This is a genomic window from Streptomyces exfoliatus, assembly GCF_000725545.1.
Taxonomy (GTDB): domain Bacteria; phylum Actinomycetota; class Actinomycetes; order Streptomycetales; family Streptomycetaceae; genus Streptomyces; species Streptomyces exfoliatus.
Map to the genome: position 1 here is coordinate 403914 of NZ_JNZP01000015.1, position 26971 is coordinate 430884.

Here is a 26971-nt window from a genome sequence, read left to right on the forward strand (position 1 = left end):
GGCGGGGCTCCGGGTGTGGCGTACGCCACTCGGGCCGGTGCGCGCGTCGCATGGAATTCCGCACGGACGTCTGTTTGAAGCAATTCCCTCGCACTCAAACACTCTTCCGACAATGCCCCTCCCGCATTAGGGCGGAAGGTCATCGGATTTCCCGACGGACGTCACGAATAGGCCGGTCACTGAGACCTACTCCACATCACATCAACATCACGAAGGGAGCGGATCGACCGGGTCTGCTTCTCACTCCCTGTAACGTCGATTGGGTGCGTACCGACATCTTTGCCCGGCTGGACCGGGAGCCGGAACCGCCGAAGATAGAGGTCCCGCGGATGACCCGCACGCGTCTCGCCCTCTTCGGCGGGACGTCGGCGTTCTATCTGGCCATCGTCGTGGCCGTGCTGCTGTCGACCTGGCTGGTGACCCTCGACTGGAAGATCATGCTCTTCCGGCCGTACCAGCAGTGGCCCGGGATCCACGGCTTCCTCGACTACTACGTCGTCCTCGGTCAGCGCGGCCCCACGGCCGTCATGGTCGCCGCCTGGCTGGGCTGGCGCTCCTGGCGCCAGCACACGCTGCGGCCCCTGCTCTGCCTCGGCGCCGCCCTCCTGCTGCTCAACGTCACGGTCGGCGCGGTCAAGCTCGGACTCGGCCGCCTCGGACCCCACTACGCGACGCAGGTCGGCTCGGCCGAGCTCTTCGCGGGCGGTGACATATTCCCCTCGGGTCACACCGCCAACGCGGTGGTGACCTGGGGCATCCTCGCCTATCTGGCGACCACCCCGCGGGCCAGGCGCTATCTGTCGGCGCTGTCCGCCGTGGTCGCGCTCGGCGTCGGCCTCACGACCGTCTACCTGGGTACGCACTGGCTGAGCGACGTCCTCCTGGGCTGGGCCGCCGGGCTGCTCGTCCTCCTCGCGCTGCCCTGGTGCGAGCCGGTCATCGCCGTGGCGGAGGCGTGGATCCTGACTCTGCGCGACCGGCTGCGCGAGCGGCTGCGGGACCGTCGTCGGCTCGTGCCCTCGCTGCCCGTGGCCTCCGGCGGCCCGCGCCCCGGCCTCTTCCCGCCGCGTCCGGCCGGCTCGGAGGAGCCCGCCAGGGAGCCCGCCAGGGAGCCGGTGGGAGTGGCCGGCGGCCGACGCACCCCGGTCACCCGCGGCTGACGACCCCGACCGTCACACGTACGCGCAAGGCCCCGGCCGTCATCGGCCGGGGCCTTCGCCGTGCCCGGGGACGTGCCCGTCAGCCGACCCAGCAGCGGGTGACCGTGCCGTCCGCGACCTCGAAGTTGATGCGTCCCACCAGGTACTCCATCGTGATGATCGAGCCGGGCGGCAGCGCTCTGACGGTGCTCCAGCCCCGCGTCCTGGCGAGCTGTGCGGCGCCTTCCGCGTCGAGGCCCACATAGGACTCGGGGGCGTCGCGGGGCGGTTCGGGAGTGCGCGATGTGGGAGCCATGACCCTCACGTTAGTCCCTTGGCGGTCACGCTTGTGTCACAAGTTCTCGACATATGTTTGGCATGATCACCTTCACCCTGAGAGACGGTTTCCGGCCGTTGCTCCAGTAATTCCGTAGCACCTCCAGCAGTTCACACGAAGGGGCCGGAAGAGCCGATAACCCGCACGCAATTACCGCTTCCCCCGCGTCCGCCACGAATTGGGTCGGCGACGCGCACCCGAGCCGCTCACTGTTCCCTTACACAATGCTTACGCTGTCCGGACGCCCGGAGACGCGGAGCCGGGACGACGGCGAGGCGGAGGAAGCGATGGGCAACGGGACAGCGACCGCGACCCTCGAATCGGCCCGGCACCGGCACGGCCGCGTGCTGATCGACTGGCTGACCACGACCGACCACAAGAAGATCGGCCACCTCTACCTGGGGACCTCGTTCGTCTTCTTCCTGGTGGCCGGCCTCATGGCCATGCTGATGCGGGCCGAGCTGGCCCGCCCGGGACTCCAGATCGTCTCGAACCAGGAGTTCAACCAGGCCTTCACCCTGCACGGCACGATCATGCTGCTGCTCTTCGCGACGCCCACCTTCGCCGGCTTCGCCAACGAGCTCGTGCCGCTCCAGATCGGCGCGCCCGACGTCGCCTTCCCCCGGCTGAACATGTTCTCGTACTGGCTGTTCCTCTTCGGCAGCCTCATGGTGCTCGCCTCGCTGCTCGTGCCCAGCGGACCGCCCGCCTTCGGCTGGACCGCGTACGCGCCCCTCAACAGCCTCGAACGCTCCCCCGGCGTCGGCGCCGACCTGTGGATCATGGGCCTCGCCCTCTCCGGCTTCGGCACCATCCTCACGTCGGTGAACTTCCTCGCGACGATCATCGGGATGCGGGCGCCCGGCATGACCATGTTCCGCATGCCGATCTTCACCTGGAACGTGCTCTTCACCGCGGTCCTGGTCCTCATGGCCTTCCCGGTGCTCGCCGCGGCCCTGCTCGTCCTGGAGTCGGACCGGCGCCTCGGCTCCGTGGTCTTCCAGCCCGAGAACGGCGGGTCGCTGCTCTGGCAGCACCTCTTCTGGTTCTTCGGCCACCCCGAGGTCTACATCATCGCGCTGCCGTTCTTCGGGATCGTCACCGAGATCATCCCGGTCTTCGCCCGCAAGCCGATCTTCGGCTACGCGACGCTGATCGCCGCCACCATGGGCATCACCGGCCTCTCGGTGGTCGTCTGGGCCCACCACATGTTCGTGACGGGCGCGGTGCTGCTGCCGTTCTTCTCGATGCTGTCGTTCCTCATCGCGGTGCCCACCGGCGTCAAGTTCTTCAACTGGACCGGCACGATGCTGCGGGGCTCGCTCTCCTTCGAGACGCCGATGCTGTGGGCCGTCGGCTTCCTGGTGTCCTTCCTCTTCGGCGGCCTCACCGGAGTGATCCTCGCCTCGCCGCCGCTGGACTTCCACGTCACCGACTCGTACTTCGTGGTGGCCCACTTCCACTACACGGTGTTCGGCACGGTCGTCTTCGCGACCTTCGCGGGCTTCTACTTCTGGTGGCCGAAGTTCACCGGCCGGATGCTCGACGAGCGGCTCGGCAAGGTCCACTTCTGGACGCTGTTCACCGGCTTCCACCTGACGTTCCTGGTGCAGCACTGGCTCGGCGCCGAGGGCATGCCCCGGCGGTACGCCGACTACCTGGACGCCGACGGCTTCACCGCCCTCAACACGGTGTCGACGATCGGCTCCTTCCTGCTCGGCGCCTCCACGCTGCCGTTCCTCTACAACGTGTGGCGGACCCACCGGTACGGCGCGAAGGTCGAGGTCGACGACCCGTGGGGCTTCGGGCGCTCGCTCGAGTGGGCGACCTCCTGCCCGCCGCCCCGGCACAACTTCGTCGAGGTGCCCCAGATCCGCTCCGAGGCGCCCGCCTTCGACCTGCACCACCCGGAGTTCGCCGACTACGAGCGGATGCGGCTCACGAGTCCGCCGCCGGAGCGCCGGCCGGCCGGTCGAGAGAGCGGGACAACAGGTCCCTGAGCGCCCGCACCCGGTCGACCAGCTCCGGTGGGTCGAGCACCTCGAACTCGAAGCCGACCAGCGACACGTGGATCACCATCACGTCGAGGCTGTGGGCCCCGGTCCGCAGCAGGCAGGCGTCCTCCCCGTCCGCCGTGAGGATGCCGTCGACGGCGCCGACGGCCGCCGCCGCCTCGGCGAGCGGCACGTGCAGCCGGATCGTCGCCTCGGTGGCGTACGCGGCGGTGGACACGCCCTTCGCCACATAGGCGGCCAGGTCCTCGGCGGGCGGCTCGCGGGGCGTGAAGCGGGGGCCGTGCGGCGGCGTCGGCACGATCCGGTCGGCCCGGAAGGTACGCCAGCCGGCCCGGTCCACGTCCCAGGCGACCAGGTACCAGCGCCGCTCGCTGCACACCAGGCGGTGCGGCTCGACGGTCCTGCGGGTGGCCGCCCCGCCGTGGTCGCGGTACTCGAAGCGCAGCCGCTCGGCGTCCCGGCAGGCGTGGGCGAGTTCGGTGAGCACCGCCGGGTCGATCCGCTCGCGCGGGGTGCGCAGCATCGGCACGGTGAAGGCGTTCAGGGCGCTCACCCGGCGCCGCAGCCGCCCCGGCAGGACCTGTTCCAGCTTGGCCAGGGCCCGTACGGAACTCTCTCCGATGCCCTCGACCCCCTGGCCCGCGGCGGCGCGCAGTCCGACGGCGACCGCCACGGCCTCCTCGTCGTCGAGGAGCAGCGGCGGCAGCTCGGCGCCGGCGCCCAGCTGGTACCCGCCGCCGGTCCCCGGGCTCGCGTGGACGGGGTAGCCGAGCACCCGCAGCCGGTCGACGTCCCGCCGTACGGTCCGGGGCGTGACCCCGAGCCGCTCGGCGAGGTCGGCGCCGGACCACTCCCGGTGGGCCTGGAGCAGCGAGAGCAGACGCAAGAGCCGTGCGGAGGTCTCCAACATGGCGCCGAGTCTGCCAGCCCTCGCGGACGACTTCTGTCCTCGATGGACGGGATCCGGAGGTTCAGCGGAGGCGGCGGACCAGCCGGCCCACCTTCGCCTTCAGGGTGTAGACCGCGTCGACGGCCCGGCCGACCCGCCGGTGGAACGACTCCCGGCCCTCGGGGTGGGTGCGCCGGCCCGCGCCCCGCTCGACGAGCTCCGTCCAGAGGGCCTCGTGGCGGGCGGCGATCCTGGCCGGATCGAAGCGCTCGGCGGCGGCGAGCGCGGCCCGTGCCGTCTTGGCGCGCAGTTCGTCGTCCTCGACGAGCCGGCGCAGGGCCCGCGCGAACGCGGCCACGTCGTCGACCGGCACCAGGAACCCGTCGACCCCGTCCTCGATGATCTCGCGCGGCCCGTGCGGGCAGTCGGTGGAGACCACGGGGAGTCCGCAGCGCATCGCCTCGACGATGGTCATGCCGAAGGACTCGCGCTGCGAGGTCACGGCCGCGATCGAGCCCTTGGCGAGCTCCGGTTCGAGCGGGGTCACCGAGCCCATGAGGAAGACCTGCTCGCCGAGGCCCCGGTCCTTGATCTGGCGGGTCAGCGGCGCCTTGAGGTCCTGGACGGCGTCGCCGGTGCCGTAGATCCGCAGCTTCCAGTCGGGGTGGTCGGCCGCCACCTCGGCGAAGGCGTCGATCAGCAGGTCGTACCGCTTGACCGCGGTCAGCCGGCCCGCCGAGACGACGGTCTTCGCCGCGGGGTCGGCGGACGGTCCCGGAGGCGCGGGCACGCTGTTGGGCACGGCCTCGATCCGTACGCCGGGCAGTCCCAGCTTCCGGTAGGCGCGGGCGTCCGCTTCGGTGACCGTGGTGACGGCGTCGAGGAGGGTGTACTCGTGGCCGATGTCCCGGCGCAGCCGGTAGCTGTGGCCGTCGAGGATCAGGTGCTCCTGGCCGACGAGGACCGGGCCCCGCCGGGCCTGCCGGGCGAGGTGCACGTTGAGCCCGGGGCGGGTGCCGACGAGCACGTCGGCCTCGACGCCGCGCAGGTGCTCCCCGATCCGGGCGTCGGTGAGGGCGCTGTACTGCTTCCAGCGGCCGTCGCCGCGCGGGAAGACCTCGGCGGGGCGGTGGAAGTCGGGGTGGTCGCCGTCGTACCCGGGGCTGTCCTTGCGCAGGTCGACGAGGTGGCGCAGGGTCACCCCCGAGGGCAGGCCGAGGAGCGGGCGGTCCCGGTGGCGGAACACCGACACGATCTCGACCTCGTGACGTTCCGCCAGTTCCTCGGCGAGGGTGAACGTCGTCCGGATCGTGCCGCCGTAGTGGTAGCCGTTGTGGAGCAGAAAGGAGATACGCATCGCGCTGCCGGTTCCCCCCGGTCAGTTGATCGGTCGCCCGACTGTACTGCCGGTGAGGCTCCGGTGTTCACGGCCGGTAGCCGAGCTGGGGCACGGTCGCGCAGTTCCGCGTCATCTCGCCCTGGCTCACCCAGCCCCGGCCGTCCTGCCAACGGGCCACGGAGAGGCAGGTGTTCCGGGTCGCGGGCGGCCGGTCCAGGTGCTCGAAGCGGACGGGCAGCAGCAGCCCCCGTGCGGTGTACGGCTCGGGGCGGTTCATGTACTTCTCGACGCACGCCCGGGTGAGTCCTTCCCCGGCGAGGCAGGAGCGGGCCGCGTCGGTGAACCACATGGCCGCCGCCCAGCCCTCCAGCTGCCACTGGGACAGCGGCCGGTCCCCCATCGCCGCGCGGAACTCGCGGACGGCCGGGTGTCCGGTGTCCTGGTGGTTGCGGCTGGCGCCGGTCGCCCACAGGGCCTCCCGGCAGCCGGGGGCGCGGGCGTGGTCGCGGGCGACGGACGAGGACCAGTTCTGCACGTGGGTGACCTTGGCGTCGACCCGGACCCCGAGGGTCTCCATCGCCTCGCACAGGCGCACGTTGCCGTGGGTGTCCATGGCGTCGAAGAGGACGTCGACGTGCTGGGCCCGCAGGTCGGCCGCCACGGCGCGGAAGTTGGGCAGGGCGAAGTCCACCTGCTCCTCGACGACCCGGTAGCCCTCGGCGCGCAGTCCCCGGGTGACGAGCCGGGCGTACGCGGCGGACGCGGCCTGGTTGTAGGAGACGACGGCGGCGGTCCTGGCGCCCCGCTCCTCGGCGAACCACCGGTAGACCTCGGTCCCGCCGTACAAAGTCCCGTCCCAGCCGGGCTCCTCGCCGGTACGTGGGGCGGAGCTGCCGTAGATCCCGTAGAGGTGCGGATGGGTGTCGTACGCGGGGGTGAGGGGCTGGCCACCGATGTCGGGAACGCCGGCGCGGGCGACGAGCGGCGCGCCCTCGTAGTCGAGGGCGGTGGTGGCGACGAGGGCGAAGACCCGGCGTTCGTCGATCAGCCGGTGCACGCACGTGTTGTTGCCGACGCCGCTGCCCCCGTCGTCGCAGGTCTCCACCTCGATGCGGCGCCCGTCGAGACCGCCGCGGGCGTTGAGCGCGTCGAAGTAGGCGAGGGCTCCGTCGCGCGGCCCGACGAGGGCCTGCCCGCCGACCGGGCTCGTGGCGCTGGTGATGATCCCCACGCGGAGCGGCTCACCGCCGGAGGGGCGGACGGTGGGCCGCGTCTCGAAGGCGCGCTCCGGGAGCCGGCTGCCGCAGGCCGTGAGGAGGAACAGCGCGAGGGCCAGGAGCAGCCCGGCTGCCGCCTCAGCAGCCCTGGACGGTGACACCGCTCATCTCGACCAGGCCGCACAGGGTCCTCACGGAGACCTTCCAGGTGTCGTCCTGGAGGACCGAGGTGCCCTGCGCGTCGGGCAGGGCCGGGTTTCCGCCGACCAGCAGGTCGTACGTCACGTTCGCCTCGGTGTCGGAGGTGAACTCGACGCCCGTGACCTTCGCCGAGGTCATGGCCGCGTTCTTGTCACCGGCGAACGCCCCGAGGACGTCCCGCATCTCCTCCCCGTCCTCCAGGAGCCGCACCTTCTGGTCGACGGGGGTCTTCGGGTCGAAGAACGCCGTCCAGTTCTCGGTGATCTCCGCCTCCGCGGCGGCGGGGTCGCCGGGCTCGTCGGCGTCGGGGGGCACGGTCGTCATCCCGGGCGGTGCCGATGTCTCCAGGTCCGTGGAGCGCCCTTCGCCGTCGTCGGAGCAGCTCGCCACGGCGGGCGTGAGCACCAGGACGGCGGCGGCCACGAGTGCCGCGAGCCGGGGACGTCGGCCGGGTCGTTCGAAAACCATCTGGCTCACCACCGGGTGTCCCTCAGGGGCCGTACGGCCGGACGCTTCCAGGGTGGGACAGATCAGGGCACAGCGCAATATCCGGGGCATAGTGCAAGGAAGAAGGGAAGAGACCGAGGGAGGCCCCGTGCCGACATCCCGCATCCTGCTGTGGGCCGGCCTCGCGGCGGCCGCCGGAGGCGCGGTGCTGTGCGCGCTCGGCTGGTACGGGATCTCCGGCGAACGGTTCGCGGAGCGGCAGCTGCCCTATCTGGCCTCGTGCACGGTGCCGGGAGCGGCGCTGATCGTGGCGGGCGCGGTGCTCGTGGCGACGGCGTACGCGCTTCCCGTACGCCCTCCGGAGCCGGGGCGCCCGGAGCCGGCCGGCCCGGAGCCCGGGACTCCCCCGGCACCCCCGTCCGCCGAGCGCCCGCTGCTCCGGGTCCCGGGCGGGACGCTCGCCCACCGGGCGGACTGCCCGCTGGTGGCGGGGAAGCCAGAGGCGGTGGAGGTGGGGGGCGCGTCCCTGGCCCCCTGCCCGGTGTGTGAACCGTGGCCGTCCTGATGGCCTCCCTGACGTACGAGCTGACGCTCGCCGGTCTCGCGGTCGGCAGCGCGGCCGCGCTCACCGGGATCGGCCTCGTCGTCACCCACCGGGCGACCGGCGTGCTGAACCTGGCGCACGGCGCGGTGGCCATGATCTGCGCGTACGTACTGCGCCAGCTGGTCGTCGGCTGGCACTGGCCGCTGCCCGTGGGCGCCCTCGCCACCCTCCTGGTCGTCGCCCCCGGCGTCGGGCTCGTCCTGGACCGCGCGGTGTTCCGGCCCCTCGCGCGGCGCGGGGCGAACCCGGCGCGGACGCTGGTGGCCTCGATCGGCGTCTTCGTCCTGCTCGTGGGCGCGGCGGTGCTCGTGTGGGGCCCGGGGGCACGGGACGACGCTCCGGTGCTCCTCGGCGACGACCCCTGGGCGCAGCTCGGGGCGGTGGTCGCGCTCGCCTGTCTGGTGGGCGCGGTGACCCGGTGGACGCGGTTCGGCCGGGAGCTGCGGGCCGTGATCGACAACCGGCCGCTCGCGGTGCTGTCCGGGATCGACGCGGACCGGGTGGCGGCGGCCGGCTGGGCGTTCGGCTCGTTCACGGCCGGGCTCACCGGGGTGCTGCTCGCCCCGTACGTGAGGCTCGACCCGTACGGGATGCCGCTGCTCGTCGTCGAAGTGATCGCGGTCGCGGTCATCGCCCGGATGCGGTCGCTGCCGGTCGCGGTGGCCGCGGCGCTCGCGATCGGCGTGGCGCAGGCCCAGCTGACCCGGCTGCACCCGGAGGGCTGGGCGGGGCCGCTGCTCCAGGCCGTCGGGGCGAACCTGTTCGTGGTGGCGCTCCTGGTGGCGGCGCTCGTCCTGCCGGGGATCGGCGGCAAGGGCCGGGACGCGCTGCCGCCGCCGGTGCGCTCCGGCCGGGTTCCGGGGGGCGTGTGGCTCGTCGTGGGCGTGCTGCTGCTCCTCCCGCTCGGCTTCGCCGGCTCGGACCTGCACACGGCGGTCCAGGTCCCGGCGCTCGCGGTGATCCTCCTGTCCCTCGTCGTGGTGGCGGGACGGGGAGGCCAGATCGCCCTGGGGCAGGCGGCGTACGCGGGTCTGGGCGCCCTCTTCACGGCCCTCCTGACGTCCCGCGGGGTGCCGGGCCTCGTGGCGCTCGGGCTCGCGGTGCCGCTGGTGGCCGCGGTGGGCCTGCTGACGGGCCGGCCCGCCATCCGCAGGCACGGCCTGGCGCTCGCGCTCGTGACCCTCGCGACGGGGGTGGCGGTGAGCCGCTTCGTCCTCACCCAGCCGTACGCGACGGCCGGCCTGTCCCTCGGCCGCCCGGCGGGCTTCTCCGACGACCGCGCCTTCTACGCCCTCGAACTCCTCGTCCTGGCGGGCTGCCTGGCCCTGGTGGCGGCGTTGCGCCGGGGCCGTACGGGCAGGGCGCTCGCCGCCCTGCGCGACCACGAGCCGGGTGCGGAGGCCTCGGGCGTCCCGGTCCCCCGCCTGAAGCTCCTGGCGTTCGTCCTGGGCGCGGCCCTGGCGGCCCTCGGCGGCGGCCTCCTCGGCATGGGCCTGCGCGCCTTCGAGCCGGAGGCGTACGACCCGGTGCGGGGTCTGCTGTGGTTCGCCGCGGTCCTGGTCCTGGGCGCCGACAGCCTGCTGACCCCGCTGGCGGCGGCGACCCTCCTGGTCACCCTGGACGCGGGCCCGCACACGGGCGCGGCAGCCCTCCTCCTGGGCCTCCTGGCGGCACTGACGGGCCGGATCCCGCCGCTGATGAATCTGCTCCCCCGGAAGGTCCCCTCACGGAAAGCCGCCGACGGCGAGGCACCCCCCACGGGAAGACCCGCGCCTCTGTCGATGAGCAGTACAGGTGGTACCGGGGTCCCCACCCGCGCCGCACCGGCCCCCACACGGCTCCACGCCCACCACCTCACCGTCACCTACCCCGGAGGGATCAGCGCCCTGAGCGACGTCACCCTCCGCCTCGCCCCCTCCCACGTCACCGCCCTCGTCGGTCCCAACGGCGCGGGCAAGTCCACCCTGTTCGACTGCCTCGCCGGAACCCTCCGTCCCCACCACGGCCGGGTCTCCCTCGACGGCACCGACATCACCTCCCGCTCCGCCCACGCCCGCACCCGGCTCGGCATCGCCCGTACGTTCCAGCGGCTCGCCGTCTTCCCCTCGCTCACCGTCGAGGAGAACGTCCGCCTGGGCCAGGAGCAGGGCAGGATCCGCACAGACCCCGCCGCCGTCGAGCGGAGCCTCCGGCTGCTCGGGCTCGCCGGACCCCTACGGCACGAGCCGGCGGCGGACCTGCCCACCGGGGTCCTGCGCCGGGTCGAACTGGCGCGCGCGCTCGCCGGGCAGCCGCACACCCTGCTCCTCGACGAGCCCGCCGCCGGTCTCGACACCGCCGAGACCGCCGCGCTCGCCCGGATCCTGGCCGCGCTGGCCGCCGACGGCCTGACGGTCCTGGTCGTCGAGCACGACCTGGACCTGGTCGCCGGGATCGCCCACACGGTGCACACCATGGAAGGCGGCCGGATCCTGTCATGACCCTCGCCATGGCCCTGCGCGGCGCACGGGTCCGCTACGGCCCGCTGGAGGCCCTGCACGGCCTGGACCTGCCCGTGCCGGCCGGTACGGTCACCGTGCTCCTGGGCCGGAACGGCTCGGGGCGTACCACGGCCCTGCGCGCCCTCGCGGGCACGGTGCGCCTCTCCGCGGGCCGGGTCCTGTGGCGCGGCGCCGACGTGACGCGGCTGCGGGCCCACGAGCGGGCGCGCGGGGGGCTGTGCTTCGTACCCGATCTGGAGGCGGTGTACGCGGGCCTCACGGTCGCCGAGAACCTCGCGCTCTCCGTGCCCGGGGCCGCTCCCCCGTATCCGGAACTCGTCCCCCTGCTGTCCCGGACCGCCGGAACCCTCTCCGGTGGGGAGCGCCGCATGCTGGCGCTCTCGCGCGCCCTCCTGGCGGCCCACGCACGCGTGGTCCTCGTCGACGAGCCGTCGCTCGGTCTGGCCCCACCGGTCGCGGCCCGGACCTACCGGCGCCTGGCGGCGCTCGCCGTGGAGGGCGGGGCCGCGGTGGTGCTCGCGGAGCAGCGCGTACCGGACGGGCTGCCGTCCGGCTCGCTGGTGCACGAGCTGCGGCGCGGCTCCCTCGCGTTCAGCGGGGAACCGGCCGAGCTCATGTGACGCGGATCAGAGCGGGTCGATCCGCAGCATGGTCCCGACGACGACCCGGTTCGGATCGGCCCCGATCAGGTCGCGGTTCGCCTTGTACAGCGCCTGCCAGCCGCCCTTGATCGCGAAGCGGCGGGCGACCGAGCTGAGCGTGTCGCCGGGCCGGACGGTGTGGACGCGCCCGCTCAGCCCGTACCGCTTGGAGCAGACCGGCCAGGCCCCCCAGCCCTGGGTGCGGAGCACCTCCTCCGCGACGGTGATCTGCTGCGGCCGGGTCGCCAGGTCGGCCCGCCCGGCGTACGCGAGGCCGCCGTGCTCGACCCAGGTCGGGTGCCAGAACTGGAGGCCCCCGTAGAAGCCGTTGCCGGTGTTGACGTGCCAACGGCCGCTGCTCTCGCACTCGGCGACGCAGCCCCACGGCCACTGGTCCTTCGCGCAGGGGTACGAGGGCAGGGCCGCGGCGGCCCGCAGCCCGTCGGAGACGTCACGAAGCCCGTCGGAGGCGTCCCGGAGCACGGCGGGTACGTCCCGGAGCACGGTGGAGGTGCTTCGGGGACCCGTCGGCACGTCCTTGGCCACGGCGGGTGCCGGGGCCAGGGTCAGCAGCGCGGCCGCGGACGCCACCACGAGGGAACCGGTTGTCCAAAATCGGATCTTCGACATCGGGGCAGGCTAGGCAGCCCGCCGGCACCCCCGGCCCGTGCCGCGCGGAACACTGTCAACACCCCACCCGGTCGGAGTCACGGCGCCCGGCGCACGAGCCGGAGGCAAGTTGCCTCGCTTCCGCGCGTGACCCCGGCCGAGCCTGACCCGTTGAACTCGGCATGAGACGACCGGGAACGGCCCGGCGTCCCCCCGTACCGAGTCCAGGGAGCCCCCCGTGCCGCGCATGCTCGACGTCAGCGAGGACGTACGCGCCGAGATCGGCGACGAAGAAGCGGACCGGCTGCTCGCCGGCGACAACGCCCCGGGCAGCTACGACTGCACCTCCTGCCGCACGCCGGGGGACTCCGACCAGGAGCGCACCAGCACGGTGCTGTTCGTCGGCGAGGAGACCGCGGTCCTGGCGTTCGCCCACGCCAGCTGCATTCCGTCGCAGGTCGTCCGGGTCGCGGAGGAGCAGCTCCAGGGAGCCGTCGCCTCCATCACGGCCACGGACACCGCCGCCGCGCTCACCGCCGCCCACCCCGAGCAGGCCGTGCTCGGCGTCACGAGCGGTCTCGTCCTGATCGAGGGCGAGCTGCACCCGGCGCTCGTGGTGGAGCCGACCGCCCCCGTGGCCCGCCCGGGTTCGGACGGCCTCACCGACGAGTTCCTGCCGCTCCTGGCCGACCAGGGCTTCCAGCAGGTCATGGACCTGAACGAGAAGCCGGCGGCGCTGCCGGGCTGGTCGGTCCTGGTCGCCATGGGCCAGCTGCACTCCGTCCTCCAGCCGGGCCCCGGCGGCGCCGGTCAGGCCGCCTGGTGGCAGGCGCACCAGCCGCTCCAGGTCACCGAGGGCTGGCGCGCGGCGGCCAACAAGTCGCACACCGTGCTGGTCTTCGCCGCCCCGGTGGGCTCGATCGGCCAGCAGCCGCGCGAGGACCTGCTGCGCGACGCGCTGGAGAAGGCCGCGGCGAACGGGCGCCTGGTCGCCGCCGCGATGCCGCTGGCCGGTACCTGATGGACGACGGCCGACCGGGCATAGGGTGGGCGCGGGTTTCCGGTGTGCCCGTGGGACCGGCCGGTCCCGGGGGCACCTCGGGGGCTCCGACCGTGCCGCGCCCCCGGCGGGCACCCCATTCGGAGAGCCGCCCGCATCCGACGGGCGGCGGGGTCGTTGGCACCTACGTGCACGCATACGACCCCTTCCCCCAGCCGTATCCGAGTCAGATCCCTTCGATGCGCCCCGCGCAGGACGTCACGGCGGGCCCTTCGGCCACGCCGATCTACGACGCCCTGTTCTCGGAGTACCGCAGGTCGTTCCGCACGCTGCCGGGTGACCGCAGCGGCGAGGAGGGGTTGATCTTCCGGGCCTTCGGTACGGCGGTGAGCACGGGCGTCCACGGACACGCGCAGCGGTACGCGGCGGCGTATCCCCCGGCGTGGACGGCGCAGCAGCCGCAGGCGCAGGCGGCGCTGCCGCCAGGACCTCGCAGGGGCCTCTAGGCACCACCACCGGGGGATACGGCTGAGGGCCGGGGCGATGATCGCCCCGGCCCTCAGCCGTGTCCCGCCTCGCAGGCGGTGTTACTTCTTGCGGCCGCGCTTCTCGCGGACCCGGACCGAGATGTGGATCGGGGTGCCCTCGAAACCGAACTCCTCACGGAGACGGCGCTCGATGAAGCGGCGGTAGCCGGCCTCCAGGAAGCCGGAGGCGAAGAGCACGAACCGGGGCGGCTTGGTGCCCGCCTGCGTGCCGAAGAGGATGCGGGGCTGCTTGCCGCCGCGGATCGGGTGCGGGTGGGCCGCGACGATCTCGCCGAGGAAGGCGTTGAGCCGGCCGGTGGGGACGCGGGTCTCCCAGCCGGCGAGGGCGGTCTCGATGGCCGGGACCAGCTTCTCCATGTGGCGGCCGGTCTTCGCGGAGACGTTGACCCGGGGCGCCCAGGCGACCTGCTGCATCTCGGTCTCGATCTCGCGCTCGAGGTAGTAGCGGCGCTCCTCGTCGAGCTCGTCCCACTTGTTGTAGGCGATGACGATGGCGCGGCCCGACTCGACCGCCATCGTGATGATGCGCTGGTCCTGGACCGAGATGTTGTCGGTGGTGTCGATGAGGATGACGGCCACCTCCGCCTTCTCGACGGCGGCGGCCGTCCGCAGGGAGGCGTAGTAGTCCGCGCCCTCCTGGAGGTGGACCTTCTTGCGGATGCCGGCGGTGTCGACGAACTTCCACGTCACGCCGCCGAGCTCGATCAGCTCGTCGACCGGGTCACGGGTGGTGCCCGCGAGCTCGTTGACGACGACGCGGTCCTCGTTCGCCACCTTGTTGAGGAGCGAGGACTTGCCGACGTTCGGGCGGCCGATGAGGGCGATGCGGCGCGGGCCGCCGACGGCGTTGCCGAAGCGCTGCTCGGGAGCCTCGGGCAGCTTCCTCAGGACCTCGTCGAGGAGGTCGCCGGTGCCGCGGCCGTGCAGCGAGGAGACGGGGAAGGGCTCGCCGAGGCCGAGGGACCAGAGCATGGCCGCGTCGGCCTCGCCGGACTGGCCGTCGACCTTGTTCGCGGCGAGGACGACCGGCTTCCCCGCGCGGCGGAGCAGCTTGACGACGGCCTCGTCGGTGTCGGTGGCGCCGACGGTGGCGTCCACGACGAAGAGGCAGGCGTCGGCCGCCTCGATGGCGTACTCGGCCTGGGCGGCGACGGAGGCGTCGATGCCGAGGACGTCCTGCTCCCAGCCGCCGGTGTCGACGACCTTGAAGCGGCGCCCGGCCCATTCGGCCTCGTAGGTGACGCGGTCGCGGGTGACGCCCGGCTTGTCCTCGACGACGGCCTCGCGGCGGCCGATGATGCGGTTCACCAGGGTCGACTTGCCGACGTTCGGGCGGCCGACGACGGCGAGGACGGGGAGGGGGCCGTGGCCGGCCTCCTCGATCGCGCCCTCGACCTCCTCGACGTCGAAGCCCTCTTCCGAAGCGAGCTCCATGAACTCCGCGTACTCGGCGTCGCCAAGTGCTCCGTGGTCGTGCTGGTCGTTCATGAAGTCCGTTCCTTGATCATTCGTGGTCGGTGGGTCCCCGGGCCGCGGGGCCCACTACTCAAAGTCTCGCTCAGCGCCCGGTGAGGCGCCTGGCGTTTTCCAGGTGGTCGGTGAGCTTCCCCTGGATTCGTACGGTGGCCTCGTCGAGGGCCTTGCGGGTGCGGCGGCCCGATCCGTCCCCCGCCTCGAAGGCGTCACCGAAGACGACGTCGACGCGGCCCCTCAGCGGAGGCGCCGCCTTGACCAACCGTCCCCGGCGCTCGGTGCTTCCCAAAACGGCCACCGGAACGATCGGGGCACCGCTGCGGACGGCGAAGTAGGCGAGGCCGGCCCGCAGCGAGGCGAAGTCGCCCTCGCCCCGGGTGCCCTCGGGGAAGATCCCGAGGACACCGCCCTGCTGCAGGACGCCCAAAGCGTTGCCTATCGCGTTCCGGTCGGTGCTCTCGCGGTCCACCTTGACCTGCCCGATGCCCTCCAGGAAGGGCCCGAGGGGCCCGACGAAGGCTTCCTTCTTGACGAGGAAGTGCACGGGCCGGGGTGCGGTGCCCATGACCATGGGGCCGTCGATGTTGTGCGCGTGGTTGACGGCGAGGATGACGGGGCCGGCGGCCGGGACCCGCCAGGCACCGAGGACGCGCGGCTTCCAGAAGCCGTACATGAGCCCGATGCCGATGCGTCGGCCGACGGCGGCGCCCTTCGCGGAGGGCACGGTCACTTGACTGCCGCCCTTTTCTCTGTGCTTGTGGTCGCGCTCCGCCTCGACTCCGCTACGGCCGAGTCCCCCGAGCTCGTTCCTCACTCGAGACCCTCGGCCTGCGCTGCGTCTCGGCTGCGCCGCTCGTCGACGAGGGTGACGACGCACTCGATGACCTGGTCCAGGGTGAGGTCGGTGGTGTCGACCTCGACGGCGTCGTCGGCCTTCGCGAGCGGGGAGGTCTTGCGGCTGGAGTCGGCCGCGTCCCGCTTGATCAGGGCTTCCTTCGTCGCGTGCACGTCGGCGCCCTTGACCTCGCCGGAGCGGCGGGCGGCACGGGCCTCGGGCGAGGCGGTGAGGAAGATCTTCAGGTCGGCGTCGGGCAGGACGGTGGTGCCGATGTCCCGGCCCTCGACGACGATGCCCTGCTCGGCGCCCTTGGCGATGGTCCGCTGGAGCTCGGTGATGAGCGCCCGCACCTCGGGGACGGCGCTGACGGCGCTGACCTTGGAGGTGACCTCTTCGGTGCGGATGGGGCCCGCGGCGTCGGCGCCGTCGACGGTGATGGTCGGCCGGGCCGGGTCCGTACCGGAGACGATCACCGGCTTGGCGGCGGCGTTGGCCACGGCTTCGGCGTCACTCACGTCGACACCGTTGCTGATCATCCACCAGGTGATCGCCCGGTACTGGGCGCCGGTGTCGAGGTAGCTCAGCCCCAGCTTGGCGGCGACCGCCTTGGAGGTGCTGGACTTGCCCGTGCCGGAGGGCCCGTCGATGGCGACGATCACGGATTCCACGGTGGGAACACCTTCCTGGGGTGAGTGGCGGGACCCGGCGGAGATGCAAGGGACCTCCACAAGGTTACCGAGTCCACGCACCCGTTCGGCCCAGCCGGTCCCCGACCCCGTCGGACCGGGCCCGGAGGCCCGCCCCGACCACGCCGGCCGGGTCCGCGGCCGCGGACCCGCGCCGGCCGTTCCCGTCAGCCGGTGCGCAGCGCCCAGCCCCGCTCCTGCAGCGCCTTGCCGAGGACCGGGGCCGCCGTGGGCTCCACCATCAGCTGGACGAGACCCGCCTGCTGGCCGGTCGCGTGCTCGATGCGGACGTCCTCGATGTTGACCCCCGCGCGGCCCGCGTCGGCGAAGATCCGGGCCAGCTCGCCCGGCCGGTCGCTGATGAGGACCGCGACGGTCTCGTAGACCGTGGGGGCGGCGCCGTGCTTGCCGGGGACGCGGGCGCGGCCGGCGTTGCCGCGGCGCAGGACGTCCTCGACGCCCGAGGCGCCGTCCCTGCGCTTGTCCTCGTCGGCGGACTGCAGCGAGCGCAGGGAGCGGACGGTCTCGTCGAGGTCGGCGGCGACACCGGAGAGGACATCGGCGACGGGGCCGGGGTTGGCGGAGAGGATCTCGATCCACATGCGCGGGTCGGAGGCCGCGATCCGGGTGACGTCGCGGATGCCCTGCCCGCAGAGGCGTACGGCGGACTCGTCGGCCTCCTCCAGGCGGGCGGCGACCATCGACGACACGAGCTGCGGGGTGTGGGAGACGAGGGCGACGGCCCGGTCGTGGGCGTCGGCGTCCATGACGACGGGGACGGCCCGGCACAGGGCGACGAGCTCCAGGGCGAGGTTGAGGACCTCGGTGTCGGTGTCGCGGGTGGGCGTGAGGACCCAGGGGCGGCCCTCGAAGAGGTCGGCGGTCGCCGCGAGCGGGCCGGAGCGCTCCTTGCCGGACATGGGGTGCGTACCGATGTACGAGGTGAGGTCGAGGCCGAGGGCCTCCAGCTCCCGCTTGGGGCCGCCCTTGACGCTGGCGACGTCCAGGTAGCCGCGGGCGAGCCCGGCGGTCATGGCCTCGGCGAGGGTGGCGGCCACGTGTGCCGGCGGCACGGCGACGATCGCGAGGTCGACGGGCCCTTCGGGCGCTTCGTCGGTGCCTCCGCCGAGCGCGGCGGCCGTGCGGGCCCGCGCCGGGTCGTGGTCGCGCAGATGGACGGTGACGCCCCGGCCCGCGAGGGCGATCGCGGCGGAGGTGCCGATCAGTCCGGTTCCGATGACGAGCGCTGTTCTCACTGGGCGATGTCCTTGCGCAGGGCGGCCGCGGCGCCGAGGTAGACGTGCGCGATCCGGGACTTGGGCAGATCGGTCTCGACGTGGGCGAGGAGCCGGACGACCCTCGGCATCGCGCCTTCGATGTCGAGCTCCTGGGCGCAGATCAGCGGTACGTCGACGATGCCGATGCCCCGGGCCGCGGCGGCGGGGAAGTCGCTGTGCAGGTCGGGCGTGGCCGTGAACCAGATGCTGATGAGGTCCTCGGTGGTGAGGTCGTTGCGCGTGAGGACGGCGGTGAGCAGTTCCTCGACCTGTTCGCGCATGTGTCCGGCCTCGTCCCGCTCCAGCTGGACGGCTCCTCGGACCGCTCGTACCGCCACGTCGTGCTCCTTACCTGCGTCAGTGCTCCGTTCAGCCTAGTCAGCGGCAGGGGCGGCGCGCCCCGGCGCCCGCCCTCCGAGACGGGGGGCGGGCGCGCGGGGCGGGCTTCAGAGCTGCTGCTGCCGGATGATGTCCTCCAGGGAGCCCTGGGGCACCGAGCCGTTCGGCGTCAGCTTGTCGACGGCCTGCGGCAGCGACCGCGCGATCTGGTCGGCCGCCTCCTGCGGGCTGACGCCCGCGTCCGCGGCGACCTTCTGGAGGGCGTCGTCGGGAAGGGCCTGGGCGATCTCGGGACCGCTGACCGGCTGGTTCCGGCCGGTGCCGACCCAGGACTGCGCCTGGTCGGCGAGGCCCGACTTCGTGAGCATGTCGATCAGTCCGCCGAGCGGGTTCGAGCCGTTGCCGCCGGCGCCCGCGCCCCCGCTCCCGCCCCCGGCGAGGGCGCCGATCAGGGAGCCGAGGATGCCGCCGGCGCCGCCGCTGCCGCCCTGTCCGCCGGAGCCTCCGAGGAGGCTTCCGAGGAGACTGCCGAGGTCGTTACCCGCCATGGTCCTGCCTTTCGTCCGGTTCGGAACAGGCCCAATGTCACCCGAACCGGGGTGCTCCGCCACTCGGCGTACGGACCGGCCGGGACCGCCGTGCGGGGGAGCCGGGTCCCGGCTCCAGGCGTGTTGCGGGCCCCCGGCGGGTCGCGCGGCCAAGCTGGCGGCATGACTTCACGTGCCACCCCTCGCCGTACCGTCCTGTTCGCCGCAGCGGCCCTGACGACGGGCTGCGGCTCGGACGACGGGGGTGACGGCGGTACGAGCACCAGCGCGCCGGCCACGCCGAGCGCCCCGGCCGCCACCTCTTCGGCGGGCGCCACTCCCTCGGCCGAGGCCACTCCTTCGGCGGGCGCCGCCCCGCTGGCCACGACCTCAGAGATCCCGGTCGGCGGGGGCACGGTCTTCGCCAAGGAGAAGGTGGTCGTCACCCAGCCCACGGCCGGGGAGTTCAAGGCGTTCTCGGCGATCTGCACCCATCAGGGCTGCACGGTGAACAAGGTCGCGGACGGCACCATCAACTGCCCCTGTCACGGCTCGAAGTTCCGCGTCGCCGACGGCTCGGTGGCGGCGGGACCCGCTTCCCGGCCGCTCCCGGCCGAGCAGATCATCGTCTCGGAGGACACGATCACCCTCGCGTAACCTGCCGGGCATGACTCCGGACGAGCTGGTGCGCGAGCACACGATCTACTCCTGCGTGATGGGCTCGCGCGCCTTCGGCCTGGCGACCGAGGGCAGCGACACGGACGTCCGGGGTGTCTACCTCGCCCCGACGCCGCTGTTCTGGCACTTCGAGAAGCCTCCCGCGCATGTGGAGGGGCCCGCGGAGGAGCAGTTCAGTTGGGAGCTGGAACGCTTCTGCGAGCTGGCCCTGCGCAACAACCCCAACGTCCTGGAGTGCCTCCACTCCCCCGTCGTCGAGCACGCCGACGACATCGGCCGCGAACTCCTCTCGCTGCGCGGCGCCTTCCTCTCCCGGCGGGCCCACCAGACGTTCGTCCGCTACGCGGGCGGCCAGCGGCGCAAGCTGGACGCCGACGTCCGTCAGTACGGCCACCCGCGCTGGAAGCACGCCATGCACCTGCTGCGGCTCCTGACCAGCTGCCGCGACCTGCTGCGCTCCGGCGAGCTGCGCATCGACGTCGGCGAGGAGCGCGACCGTCTCCTGGCGGTCAAGCGCGGCGAGGTCTCCTGGCCGGAGGTCGAGGCCTGGATGAACCGCCTCCAGGAAGAGGCCGACCGCGCCCACGACTCGACCCCCCTCCCGGCCGCCCCCGACCACGCGCGCGTACAGGACTTCCTGATCCGCGCCCGCCGGTCCTCAGCCCTGGACGAGCTCTAGATCGCCCTGGGGTCTGTCGTCACGAGACAGACCCCAGCCGGGCCCGTACGACGACGTCGTGCAGCGCGTCGTGGACGCGCACCGCCTCCGGAAGCACCGAAGCCGCCTGGGTCTCCTCCAGAAGCCCGTGCAGGGCCTCCGTCTCGGCCCGTACGTCCTCGACCGGCACCTCCGCGGGCCCGTGCTCCGCCGCCGCCTTCGCCGCGACGAGGTCGGGCAGTCGCGCGGGCGCCTCGGCCACCTCCCCGACCAGGGTCGGCAGATGGGCCTGCACCTCGCCCGAACGCATCAGGTGGATGCCGGTGAGCAGCGCCCGGTAGGTGTAGAGCAACGGCTTGAGCTCGCCGCTGCTCTCGAAGAGCCGCCACTGCGTCCCCGCGAAGCCCCGGTAGTGGTGCGCGTGGTGGCGGGTGAGCAGCTCGGGCACCAGGGAGACCAGCTCCGCGTGGGTCTCCGTGGTGTGCGCGACCAGCGGGGAGGTGAGCTGCTCCAGGACGTAGCCGTTGCGGCGCAGCATGAGCCGGGCGAACTTCCGCAGGTCGTGGGTGACGAGGTCCATCTCGACACCGTCGCGGTCCCACATCCTGCTGCGGGTCTCCTCGGGTTCGCGCAGGCCTATGAGGGCGTCCACGGGGAGCAGGTGCGCACCGCGCAGGTCCACGTCCGAGTCGTCAGACGGGAATCCGTACAGGTGCGCGCCGGACACGGTCGCGAAGAGCAGGGGGTCGGGCTGTTCGGCCACGACGGCGGCCAGGTCGGCGCCGAGCGCGGACCCCAGGGTGAGCGTCATGGATCAAGCGTCCCAGAGCGCGCCGAAGGTCAGCAGGTCGCTCCGGTACTCGATGTGCTCCTCCCACTCCTTCGGCCAGGCGTCGGCACCCAGGTGCGCGCCGGCGAAGGCGCCCGCGAGGGCCGCGATCGAGTCGGAGTCGCCGCGGGTGCAGGCGGCGCGGCGCAGCACGGTGAGGGGCTCGCCGGGGAAGAGCAGGAAGCAGAGCAGCCCGGTCGCGAGCGCCTCTTCGGCGATCCAGCCGTCGCCGGTGTACGTGCAGGGGTCGAGCTCCGGGTCGGCGGTGCGCTGGACGGCGTCCAGGCGCTCCAGGATCGCCAGGCACTCGTCCCAGCCGCGCCGGATGAAGGAGAGGGCGGAGGGGTCCTGGGAGCGCGTCCAGAGGTCGCCGAGCCAGTGCTCGTGGTAGCGGGAACGGTTCTCGTACGCGTACGAGCGCAGCTGTCCCACCAGCCCTGCCGGGTCGACACCCTGCGCGAGGAGGTACACGGCGCGGGCGGTCAGGTCGGACGCGGCGAGCGCGGTCGGATGACCGTGGGTCAGGGCCGCCTGGAGCTGCGCGGCACCGGCCCGCTGCTCCTCGCTGAGGCCGGGGACGAGCCCGATGGGGGTGACCCGCATGTTGGCGCCGCAGCCCTTGGAGCCGATCTGGCTGGCGTCCTGCCAGGGCAGGTCGCCGTCGAGCAGACGGCAGGCGCGGAGGCAGGTGTTGCCGGGGGCGCGGTTGTTCTCCGGCGAGTGGTACCAGTCGACGAACTCGTCGCGTACGGGCCTGGCGAGGCGCAGCGGCGCGAGCACCCCCCTGTCCATGGCGGTGCGGATCCCCCGGGCGAAGGCGAGGGCCATCTGCGTGTCGTCGGTGACGTACGCCTTGCCGTTCCTGACGGGCAGGGACATCTCCCGCCACGGGCCGACCTTCGCGAGGATCGACGGGACGTCGTTGAACTCGGTCGGGAAGCCCAGCGCGTCGCCGAGCGCCAGCCCGATCAGGGAGCCGGTCGCGGCCTGCTTGGTCGCGGTGCGTGTGAGGTTCATGCGGGGCGTCCTTCCGGTCGCAGCAGGGGCGGGTGGAGGGTGGTGGCCCCGCCCGCCCGGTAGAGAGCGGCCGGTTTCCCCCGTCCGCCGGTGAGGCGCGGAGGTCCTTCCACGGCCTGGACGAAGCCGGGCGTGGTGAGGACCTTGCGCCGGAAGTTGGGGCGGTCGAGTTCGACGCCCCAGACCGTCTCGTAGACGTGCCGCAACTCGCCGAGGGTGAACTCGGGCGGGCAGAAGGCGGTCGCGAGGCAGCTGTACTCCAGCTTGGCGCCGACCCGTTCGTGGGCGTCGGCGAGGATCCGGTCGTGGTCGAAGGCGAGACCGCGGACGGTGTCGTACGGCATCCACCGCGCCTGGGCCGCGTCGCCGCCGCCGCGCGGCTCGGGAGGGTCGGGTACGAGCGCGGTGAAGGCGACGGAGACGACCCGCATCCTCGGGTCGCGGTCCGGTTCGCTGTAGGTGCGGAGCTGTTCGAGGTGGAGTCCGGCGACGGTGGCCTCGGAGAGTCCGGTCTCCTCGGCGAGTTCGCGGCGGGCGGCCTGCTCGGCGGACTCGGGGGGCAGCACGAATCCGCCGGGGAGCGCCCAGGACCCGGCGTAGGGCTCCTGCCCGCGCTCGACGAGCAGCACCTGGAGGCGCTCCTCGCGGACGGTGAGGACGGCGAGGTCGGCGGTGACGGCGAACGGCTCGAAGGCGTACGGGTCGTAGCCCTCGGGCACCCTGCGGTCGCTCATCGGCCCGCCGGAAGGCGGTCGGCGAGGTGGAAGTCCTCGGCGAGCAGGGCGTCCACGGCGGCGACGGCCGCCGCGAGCCGCTCCTCGTGGGGGCCGCTGAGGACGGCCGTACGGCGGCCGGAGTGGGCGAGCTGGGTGAGGAAGCGGGCGGTCATCCAGGGCCGCAGCCGCTCCCCGTCGCCCACCCTGTCGTCCTCGAAGGCGACGCCCCGGTGGTCGGTGAGCAGCCAGAGGTGGTGCCGGCCGCGGGCGGCGATCTCGCCGGTGGCGGGGCTGGTGGTGCCCATGTACCGCTCGTGCCAGATGGTGGCGGCGAAGGCGTCGGTGTCGCAGAAGAGCACGGGCGAGCCGGCGCGGGCAGCCTCCTCCTCCAGTTCGGCCTGGCGCTGGGCGATGACGGGGAAGTCGGAGGAGTGGAAGGTGACGTCGGTCGAGGTGGCGCCGGGGCGGTCGGCGCGGAGTTCGGCGAGCCTGAGCTCCCGGTACGCGCGGGCGTACTCCGGTACGCACCGGGTGCGGGCCCAGACCCCGCCACGGCGCCGGTAGTGGTCGGCGAGGGCGCGGGCCATGGTGGTGGTGCCGGTGGACTCGGCGCCGAGGACGACGACCCGCCGGGTGAGCGCGGCCCGTACCGGCGGTTCCAGGTACTCCCAGCAGCCGGCCGGGTCCGCGCGGACGGCGGCGCCGGAGACCGGAAAACGGGTGTGCCCGGGGTCCGAGGAGACGGCCTCGGCGCCGAGGCGACGGGCGAGCTCCTCGCCGTACGGCTCCGAGGTGAAGACGGCGTCGACGGGTTCGGGCACGGCGGCCCGGAGGACGGCCATGCGCGCGTCCCATCCGTCGGCGGGGATGTCGTCGACGGTGCCGACGACGAGGGCGTCGGGGTGGATCTCGCGCATCCAGGCGACCCGGTCCTCCAGCGGGAGGCTGTCCTCGGAGGAGGCGCGGACGAGCACGGTGAGGCGCTCGCAGCGGGCGACGGCGGTGCGGACGAGGTGGTGGTGGCCGGCGTGCGGCGGCAGGAACCTGCCGGGGACGAGGCCATGGCCGTATCGCTTCATGCCGTCACCTCCCCCGCGCTCGAGACCGCCGTCCCGGCCGTGACCGACCGCGTCCCCTCGGTGCGCGCGGTGCGGCGCACCGGGAGGACGCCGGAGCCTGGTCCACCCCCGTGGGTCCAGGTCAGCGGCCGTACACGGTGGGACTCAGGTCCACCCTTTAAGAGTCACCTTGACTATAAAGGAGGACGGGCGTCAGCCACAAGGCCGGAAAGGACGGGGCACGGCCCGAGCGGGGCGCGGCCGGAACACGGCACGGGCCGGAACACGGAGAAGCCCGTGACCGCCGGGCGGTCACGGGCTTCTCCGTCTACGGGCAGGGCCCGAAGGGCCTTACATGTTGACTTCCTTCATCAGCATGCCGACCTCGGTGTTGGTGAGCCGGCGCAGCCAGCCCGACTTCTGGTCGCCCAGGGCGATCGGGCCGAAGGCCGTCCGGACCAGCTTCTCGACCGGGAAGCCCGCCTCGGCCAGCATGCGGCGCACGATGTGCTTGCGGCCCTCGTGCAGCGTGACCTCGACGAGGTAGTTCTTGCCGGTCTGTTCGACGACGCGGAAGTGGTCGGCCTTGGCGTAGCCGTCCTCCAGCTGGATGCCGTCCTTCAGCCGCTTGCCGACCTCGCGGGGCAGCGGCCCCGTGATGGCGGCCAGGTAGGTCTTCTTCACGCCGTACTTCGGGTGCGTGAGGCGGTGGGCCAGCTCACCGTGGTTGGTGAGGAGGATGATGCCCTCGGTCTCCGTGTCGAGCCGGCCGACGTGGAAGAGCCTGGTCTCACGGTTGTTGACGTAGTCGCCCAGGCACTGACGGCCGTCGGGGTCCTCCATGGTGGAGACGACGCCGGCCGGCTTGTTCAGCGCGAAGAACAGGTGCGACTGGGTGGCGACGGTCAGGCCGTCCACCTTGATCTCGTCCTTCTCCGGGTCGACGCGCTTGCCCTGCTCCAGGACGATCTCGCCGTTGACCTCGACGCGGGCCTGCTCGATGAGCTCCTCACAGGCACGCCGCGAGCCCATGCCGGCGCGGGCGAGGACCTTCTGCAGCCGCTCGCCCTCCTGCTCGGCGCCGGGGAAGGTCTTCGGGGTCTTGATCTCGGGCCGGCCCTCGTACCGCTCCCGGTTGCGCTGCTCGATCTTGGCCTCGAGCTCGCGCGAACGGGCCGGCGCCTGGCGCTGGCCGTGCGGGCCGCGACGGGGCGGCACTCCCTGGGGGGCCTTGGGGCCGCCCTTGGCGCCGCCGCGGGCCGCGGCGCCGCGGCCCTTCTTCGGGGCCTCGGAGGGGCCGCCTACGTCGTAGGAGCGCTCCTCGGGACGAGGCCGGCGCGGGTTGCCCGCGCGCTGGTCGTCACGGCCGCCGCCACCGGCACCGCGGTAACCGCCACCGCCACCGGAGCCGGAGCCACTGCCACCGCGGTAGCCACCGCCACCCGAGCCGCCGCTGCCACCGGAGCCGCTGCCGCCCCGGTAGCCACCGCCACCGGAGCCACTGCCGCCACCGGAGCCCCGGTAGCCGCCACCGCCGCCGCTGCCGCTGCCACCGGAGCCGCGGTAGCCACCGCCGCCGCCGGAGCCGCTGCCACCACGGCCGCCACCGCTGCTGCCGCCGCGGCCGCCGCTGTTGCCACCACGGCTCCCGCCGTTGTTTCCGCTGCTGTTCCTGCCGCTGCTGCTTCGCATCAAACTTCCGTCTTGTCGTCGTCGTCCTCACGACCCGGTGCATCCGGATCGAACGAGGGAACCCCTTCCAGCGAGTCCGGCTCGACCGCCTCCGCCTCGGGGAGGAAGGGCGCCAGCTCGGGGAGCTCGTCCAGGCCACGCAGGCCCATCCGCTCCAGGAAGTAGTTCGTCGTCCTGTACAGGATCGCACCTGTTTCGGGTTCCGCGCCCGTCTCCTCCACCAGACCCCGCTGCAGGAGGGTCCGCATCACCCCGTCGCAGTTGACCCCGCGGACCGCCGAGACCCTCGAACGGCTGACCGGCTGGCGGTACGCGACGACCGCCAGGGTCTCCAGTGCCGCCTGGGTGAGCCGGGCCTGCTGCCCCTCCAGGACGAAGGCCTCGACGGCCTCGGCGTGCTCGGGGCGCGTGTAGTAGCGCCAGCCGCCGGCCACGAGCCGCAGCTCGAAGCCGCGGCCCTGGGCGGTGTACTCGTCGGCCAGCTCGCGCAGGGCGTCGGCCACCTCGCGGGGGGCGCGGTCCAGGACCTTGGCGAGGTGCGCCTCGGTGGCGGGCTCGTCGACGACCATGAGGACGGCTTCGAGGGCGGGCTTGAGGTCGCTCACGCGGGGTCCTCCTGGTCGAATTCGTCTGTCACGGACCCGGCGGGGTCCGACTCCCCGCCGGTCCAGGAGACCGTGAGGTCACCCAGGGCGGTCTCCTGGTCGAGGGCGACGGCCTTCTCGCGGTAGAGCTCCAGAAGGGCGAGGAAGCGGGCGACGACGGTGAGGGTGTCGTCGCCGACGTCCTCGATCAGCTCCCGGAAGAGCGCGGCGCCGCGCTCCCGCAGCAGCGCGACGACCACGGCGGCCTGCTCGCGGACGCTGACGAGCGGGGCGTGGATGTGGTCGACGTACACCTGCGGCTCCGCCTTCGGCTGCATGGCCTTGGCGGCCAGCCTGGCGAAGCCCTCGGCGCCGATGGAGATGACGACCTCGGGGAGCAGCTCGGCGTGGTGCGGTTCGAGTCCGACGGTACGGGGGTGGCGGCGGCCCTCGGCCTCCCAGCGCTCCTCGAAGATCGCCGCGACGCGTTTGTACGCCCGGTACTGCAGGAGCCGGGCGAAGAGCAGGTCGCGTGCCTCCAGGAGCGCGAGGTCGGCCTCGTCCTCCACCTCGGCGGCGGGCAGCAGCCGGGCGGTCTTGAGGTCCAGCAGGGTGGCGGCGACGACGAGGAACTCGGTGGTCTGGTCGAGGTCGCCGTCGGGGCCCAGGGCGCGCAGATGCGCCATGAACTCGTCGGTGACCCGGGAGAGGGCGACCTCGGTGACGTCGAGCTTGTGCTTGGTGATCAGCTGGAGGAGCAGGTCGAAGGGCCCCTCGAAGTTCGAGAGCCGTACGGTGAACCGCCCGTCACCGCTCTCGGGGGCCGCTGGGGCCCCGTCCTCGGCGACCACCGGCCCGACGTCCGGCAGAGGCTCCAGGGCCTCTCCGGGCTCTTCCACGGCCCGTGGAAGCTCTTCCTCGCCCCGTACGGGCCCCGGCTCGCCCCGTACGGGCCCCGGCTCGCCTCGTACGGGCTCCGGCTCGCCCCTTGCGGGCCCCGGCTCGCCCCGTATGGGCTCCGCCTCCCCCCGGCCGCGGCCCAGGAGGCGGCGGCGGGGCGGGCGGGACGTTTCGTCGGAGGCGTGGTGCATGGAGGTCCAGGGGGAACGGAG

General features: G+C 73.2%; 28 protein-coding genes and 1 pseudogene. 9 read left to right on the forward strand and 20 right to left on the reverse strand.

All coding sequences use genetic code 11. The annotated features are described in order from the left end of the window. The first annotated feature begins 263 nt into the window (after positions 1-263). The gene (locus IO20_RS0119665) at positions 264-1160 is read left to right on the forward strand and encodes a phosphatase PAP2 family protein (protein ID WP_030551450.1); all 897 of its coding nucleotides are present in this window, start codon (positions 264-266) and stop codon (positions 1158-1160) included. 79 nt (positions 1161-1239) lie between these two features. Here IO20_RS0119665 and IO20_RS0119670 read toward each other — a convergent pair whose 3' ends face one another. Next, positions 1240-1455, reverse strand: a complete 216-nt coding sequence (locus IO20_RS0119670) for an I78 family peptidase inhibitor (protein ID WP_030551447.1) — start codon at positions 1453-1455, stop codon at positions 1240-1242. 308 nt (positions 1456-1763) lie between these two features. On the opposite strand from IO20_RS0119670, the gene ctaD reads away from it, so the two are divergent. Then, positions 1764-3476, forward strand: coding sequence for an aa3-type cytochrome oxidase subunit I (gene ctaD / locus IO20_RS0119675; RefSeq protein ID WP_030551445.1), 1713 nt, complete (start codon positions 1764-1766; stop codon positions 3474-3476). Here ctaD and IO20_RS0119680 read toward each other — a convergent pair. From IO20_RS0119680 to IO20_RS0119695, 4 genes are all read right to left on the reverse strand, one after another. Beyond that, the gene (locus tag IO20_RS0119680) at positions 3415-4401 is read right to left on the reverse strand and encodes a helix-turn-helix transcriptional regulator (RefSeq protein WP_030551443.1); all 987 of its coding nucleotides are present in this window, start codon (positions 4399-4401) and stop codon (positions 3415-3417) included. The two genes, ctaD and IO20_RS0119680, sit on opposite strands and share 62 nt — an antisense overlap. A gap of 61 nt (positions 4402-4462) precedes the next feature. Further along, entirely contained in the window at positions 4463-5737 is a 1275-nt protein-coding gene (locus IO20_RS0119685; RefSeq protein ID WP_030551441.1) for a glycosyltransferase family 4 protein, read from the reverse strand. A gap of 67 nt (positions 5738-5804) precedes the next feature. Beyond that, on the reverse strand, positions 5805-7097 hold the full coding sequence (locus tag IO20_RS0119690) for an ABC transporter substrate-binding protein (RefSeq protein ID WP_030551439.1): 1293 nt from the start codon (positions 7095-7097) through the stop codon (positions 5805-5807). Further along, entirely contained in the window at positions 7075-7605 is a 531-nt protein-coding gene (locus IO20_RS0119695) for an MTB12 C-terminal domain-containing protein (protein WP_030551438.1), read from the reverse strand. Before IO20_RS0119695 ends, IO20_RS0119690 begins: the two co-directional genes overlap by 23 nt. A gap of 127 nt (positions 7606-7732) precedes the next feature. Between IO20_RS0119695 and IO20_RS0119700 the strand changes: the two genes are divergently transcribed. Genes IO20_RS0119700 through IO20_RS0119710 form a run of 3 tightly spaced genes read left to right on the forward strand, consistent with a single transcriptional unit; the run spans position 7733 to position 11309 of the window. Continuing rightward, positions 7733-8149 carry a hypothetical protein gene (locus tag IO20_RS0119700; protein ID WP_030551436.1) on the forward strand — a complete coding sequence of 139 codons (417 nt, stop codon included), beginning with the start codon at positions 7733-7735 and terminating at the stop codon, positions 8147-8149. Continuing rightward, positions 8149-10668: an ABC transporter permease subunit gene (locus IO20_RS0119705; protein ID WP_030551434.1), complete on the forward strand. Its 2520-nt coding sequence runs from the start codon at positions 8149-8151 to the stop codon at positions 10666-10668. The genes IO20_RS0119700 and IO20_RS0119705 overlap by 1 nt, the downstream gene beginning before the upstream one ends. Continuing rightward, positions 10665-11309 (forward strand): ATP-binding cassette domain-containing protein, encoded by a 645-nt coding sequence (locus tag IO20_RS0119710; RefSeq protein ID WP_030551432.1) that lies wholly within the window; start codon positions 10665-10667, stop codon positions 11307-11309. Before IO20_RS0119705 ends, IO20_RS0119710 begins: the two co-directional genes overlap by 4 nt. 6 nt (positions 11310-11315) lie before the next feature. On the opposite strand, the gene IO20_RS0119715 is transcribed toward IO20_RS0119710, so the two are convergent. Continuing rightward, positions 11316-11960, reverse strand: a complete 645-nt coding sequence (locus IO20_RS0119715) for a LysM peptidoglycan-binding domain-containing protein (protein WP_030551430.1) — start codon at positions 11958-11960, stop codon at positions 11316-11318. A 217-nt stretch (positions 11961-12177) separates the two neighbouring features. Between IO20_RS0119715 and IO20_RS0119720 the strand changes: the two genes are divergently transcribed. Beyond that, positions 12178-12960, forward strand: a complete 783-nt coding sequence (locus tag IO20_RS0119720) for a hypothetical protein (protein ID WP_030551428.1) — start codon at positions 12178-12180, stop codon at positions 12958-12960. Between the two features lie 218 nt (positions 12961-13178). Then, positions 13179-13445, forward strand: a complete 267-nt coding sequence (locus IO20_RS42365) for a hypothetical protein (RefSeq protein WP_037635805.1) — start codon at positions 13179-13181, stop codon at positions 13443-13445. 81 nt (positions 13446-13526) lie between these two features. On the opposite strand, the gene der is transcribed toward IO20_RS42365, so the two are convergent. From der to IO20_RS0119755, 6 genes are all read right to left on the reverse strand, one after another. Further along, positions 13527-14975: a ribosome biogenesis GTPase Der gene (der, locus tag IO20_RS0119730; RefSeq protein WP_030551426.1), complete on the reverse strand. Its 1449-nt coding sequence runs from the start codon at positions 14973-14975 to the stop codon at positions 13527-13529. A gap of 70 nt (positions 14976-15045) precedes the next feature. Next, positions 15046-15633, reverse strand: coding sequence for a lysophospholipid acyltransferase family protein (locus IO20_RS0119735; RefSeq protein ID WP_051874550.1), 588 nt, complete (start codon positions 15631-15633; stop codon positions 15046-15048). A 137-nt stretch (positions 15634-15770) separates the two neighbouring features. Continuing rightward, positions 15771-16466: a (d)CMP kinase gene (gene cmk, locus IO20_RS0119740; RefSeq protein WP_037635808.1), complete on the reverse strand. Its 696-nt coding sequence runs from the start codon at positions 16464-16466 to the stop codon at positions 15771-15773. Positions 16467-16651: 185 nt separating this feature from the next. Continuing rightward, complete coding sequence (locus tag IO20_RS0119745) at positions 16652-17740, reverse strand: prephenate dehydrogenase (RefSeq protein WP_030551420.1); 1089 nt, start codon at positions 17738-17740, stop codon at positions 16652-16654. Beyond that, positions 17737-18099: a chorismate mutase gene (gene aroH, locus IO20_RS0119750; RefSeq protein WP_030551418.1), complete on the reverse strand. Its 363-nt coding sequence runs from the start codon at positions 18097-18099 to the stop codon at positions 17737-17739. Before aroH ends, IO20_RS0119745 begins: the two co-directional genes overlap by 4 nt. A gap of 108 nt (positions 18100-18207) precedes the next feature. Continuing rightward, positions 18208-18711, reverse strand: a complete 504-nt coding sequence (locus tag IO20_RS0119755) for a YidB family protein (RefSeq protein WP_397791159.1) — start codon at positions 18709-18711, stop codon at positions 18208-18210. Positions 18712-18810: 99 nt separating this feature from the next. Here IO20_RS0119755 and IO20_RS0119760 point away from each other — a divergent pair, with 99 nt between their 5' ends. Both IO20_RS0119760 and IO20_RS0119765 read left to right on the forward strand, forming a co-directional pair. Beyond that, complete coding sequence (locus tag IO20_RS0119760) at positions 18811-19284, forward strand: Rieske (2Fe-2S) protein (RefSeq protein ID WP_030551414.1); 474 nt, start codon at positions 18811-18813, stop codon at positions 19282-19284. Between the two features lie 10 nt (positions 19285-19294). Then, positions 19295-19984, forward strand: coding sequence for a nucleotidyltransferase domain-containing protein (locus IO20_RS0119765; RefSeq protein ID WP_030551413.1), 690 nt, complete (start codon positions 19295-19297; stop codon positions 19982-19984). Positions 19985-20003: 19 nt separating this feature from the next. On the opposite strand, the gene IO20_RS0119770 is transcribed toward IO20_RS0119765, so the two are convergent. The 8 genes and pseudogenes from IO20_RS0119770 to IO20_RS0119800 all read right to left on the reverse strand — a co-directional run bounded on the left by IO20_RS0119770 (position 20004) and on the right by IO20_RS0119800 (position 26950). Continuing rightward, on the reverse strand, positions 20004-20774 hold the full coding sequence (locus tag IO20_RS0119770) for a nucleotidyltransferase domain-containing protein (protein ID WP_030551412.1): 771 nt from the start codon (positions 20772-20774) through the stop codon (positions 20004-20006). Positions 20775-20777: 3 nt separating this feature from the next. Next, positions 20778-21809: an ADP-ribosylglycohydrolase family protein gene (locus IO20_RS0119775; protein ID WP_030551411.1), complete on the reverse strand. Its 1032-nt coding sequence runs from the start codon at positions 21807-21809 to the stop codon at positions 20778-20780. Next, complete coding sequence (locus IO20_RS0119780; protein WP_030551410.1) at positions 21806-22543, reverse strand: NUDIX hydrolase; 738 nt, start codon at positions 22541-22543, stop codon at positions 21806-21808. Before IO20_RS0119780 ends, IO20_RS0119775 begins: the two co-directional genes overlap by 4 nt. Continuing rightward, complete coding sequence (locus IO20_RS0119785; protein WP_030551409.1) at positions 22540-23604, reverse strand: AAA family ATPase; 1065 nt, start codon at positions 23602-23604, stop codon at positions 22540-22542. Before IO20_RS0119785 ends, IO20_RS0119780 begins: the two co-directional genes overlap by 4 nt. Before the next feature lie 32 nt (positions 23605-23636). After that, positions 23637-23726, reverse strand: a pseudogene (locus IO20_RS42370) (nicotinamide riboside transporter PnuC); the annotation flags it as partial. Between the two features lie 208 nt (positions 23727-23934). After that, the gene (locus tag IO20_RS0119790; protein ID WP_030551408.1) at positions 23935-25275 is read right to left on the reverse strand and encodes a pseudouridine synthase; all 1341 of its coding nucleotides are present in this window, start codon (positions 25273-25275) and stop codon (positions 23935-23937) included. Then, on the reverse strand, positions 25275-25844 hold the full coding sequence (gene scpB, locus IO20_RS0119795; RefSeq protein WP_051874548.1) for an SMC-Scp complex subunit ScpB: 570 nt from the start codon (positions 25842-25844) through the stop codon (positions 25275-25277). Before scpB ends, IO20_RS0119790 begins: the two co-directional genes overlap by 1 nt. A 32-nt stretch (positions 25845-25876) precedes the next feature. Then, positions 25877-26950, reverse strand: coding sequence for a segregation and condensation protein A (locus IO20_RS0119800; protein ID WP_078946042.1), 1074 nt, complete (start codon positions 26948-26950; stop codon positions 25877-25879). Positions 26951-26971 lie beyond the last annotated feature (21 nt).

Excerpts from the sequence above, each read along its gene's own strand:
- IO20_RS0119800 (WP_078946042.1), bottom strand. The coding sequence starts at position 26,950 with ATGCACCACGCCTCCGACGAAACGTCCCGCCCGCCCCGCCGCCGCCTC.
- IO20_RS0119680 (WP_030551443.1), bottom strand. The coding sequence starts at position 4,401 with ATGTTGGAGACCTCCGCACGGCTCTTGCGTCTGCTCTCGCTGCTCCAG.
- IO20_RS0119695 (WP_030551438.1), bottom strand. The coding sequence starts at position 7,605 with ATGGTTTTCGAACGACCCGGCCGACGTCCCCGGCTCGCGGCACTCGTG.
- IO20_RS0119705 (WP_030551434.1), top strand. The coding sequence starts at position 8,149 with ATGGCCTCCCTGACGTACGAGCTGACGCTCGCCGGTCTCGCGGTCGGC.
- IO20_RS42365 (WP_037635805.1), top strand. The coding sequence starts at position 13,179 with ATGCGCCCCGCGCAGGACGTCACGGCGGGCCCTTCGGCCACGCCGATC.
- IO20_RS0119790 (WP_030551408.1), bottom strand. The coding sequence starts at position 25,275 with ATGCGAAGCAGCAGCGGCAGGAACAGCAGCGGAAACAACGGCGGGAGC.
- IO20_RS0119785 (WP_030551409.1), bottom strand. The coding sequence starts at position 23,604 with ATGAAGCGATACGGCCATGGCCTCGTCCCCGGCAGGTTCCTGCCGCCG.
- IO20_RS0119685 (WP_030551441.1), bottom strand. The coding sequence starts at position 5,737 with ATGCGTATCTCCTTTCTGCTCCACAACGGCTACCACTACGGCGGCACG.
- IO20_RS0119670 (WP_030551447.1), bottom strand. The coding sequence starts at position 1,455 with ATGGCTCCCACATCGCGCACTCCCGAACCGCCCCGCGACGCCCCCGAG.
- IO20_RS0119760 (WP_030551414.1), top strand. The coding sequence starts at position 18,811 with ATGACTTCACGTGCCACCCCTCGCCGTACCGTCCTGTTCGCCGCAGCG.
- IO20_RS0119735 (WP_051874550.1), bottom strand. The coding sequence starts at position 15,633 with ATGTACGGCTTCTGGAAGCCGCGCGTCCTCGGTGCCTGGCGGGTCCCG.
- der (WP_030551426.1), bottom strand. The coding sequence starts at position 14,975 with ATGAACGACCAGCACGACCACGGAGCACTTGGCGACGCCGAGTACGCG.
- IO20_RS0119775 (WP_030551411.1), bottom strand. The coding sequence starts at position 21,809 with ATGAACCTCACACGCACCGCGACCAAGCAGGCCGCGACCGGCTCCCTG.
- IO20_RS0119710 (WP_030551432.1), top strand. The coding sequence starts at position 10,665 with ATGACCCTCGCCATGGCCCTGCGCGGCGCACGGGTCCGCTACGGCCCG.
- ctaD (WP_030551445.1), top strand. The coding sequence starts at position 1,764 with ATGGGCAACGGGACAGCGACCGCGACCCTCGAATCGGCCCGGCACCGG.
- IO20_RS0119765 (WP_030551413.1), top strand. The coding sequence starts at position 19,295 with ATGACTCCGGACGAGCTGGTGCGCGAGCACACGATCTACTCCTGCGTG.
- IO20_RS0119770 (WP_030551412.1), bottom strand. The coding sequence starts at position 20,774 with ATGACGCTCACCCTGGGGTCCGCGCTCGGCGCCGACCTGGCCGCCGTC.
- scpB (WP_051874548.1), bottom strand. The coding sequence starts at position 25,844 with ATGGTCGTCGACGAGCCCGCCACCGAGGCGCACCTCGCCAAGGTCCTG.
- IO20_RS0119780 (WP_030551410.1), bottom strand. The coding sequence starts at position 22,543 with ATGAGCGACCGCAGGGTGCCCGAGGGCTACGACCCGTACGCCTTCGAG.
- IO20_RS0119715 (WP_030551430.1), bottom strand. The coding sequence starts at position 11,960 with ATGTCGAAGATCCGATTTTGGACAACCGGTTCCCTCGTGGTGGCGTCC.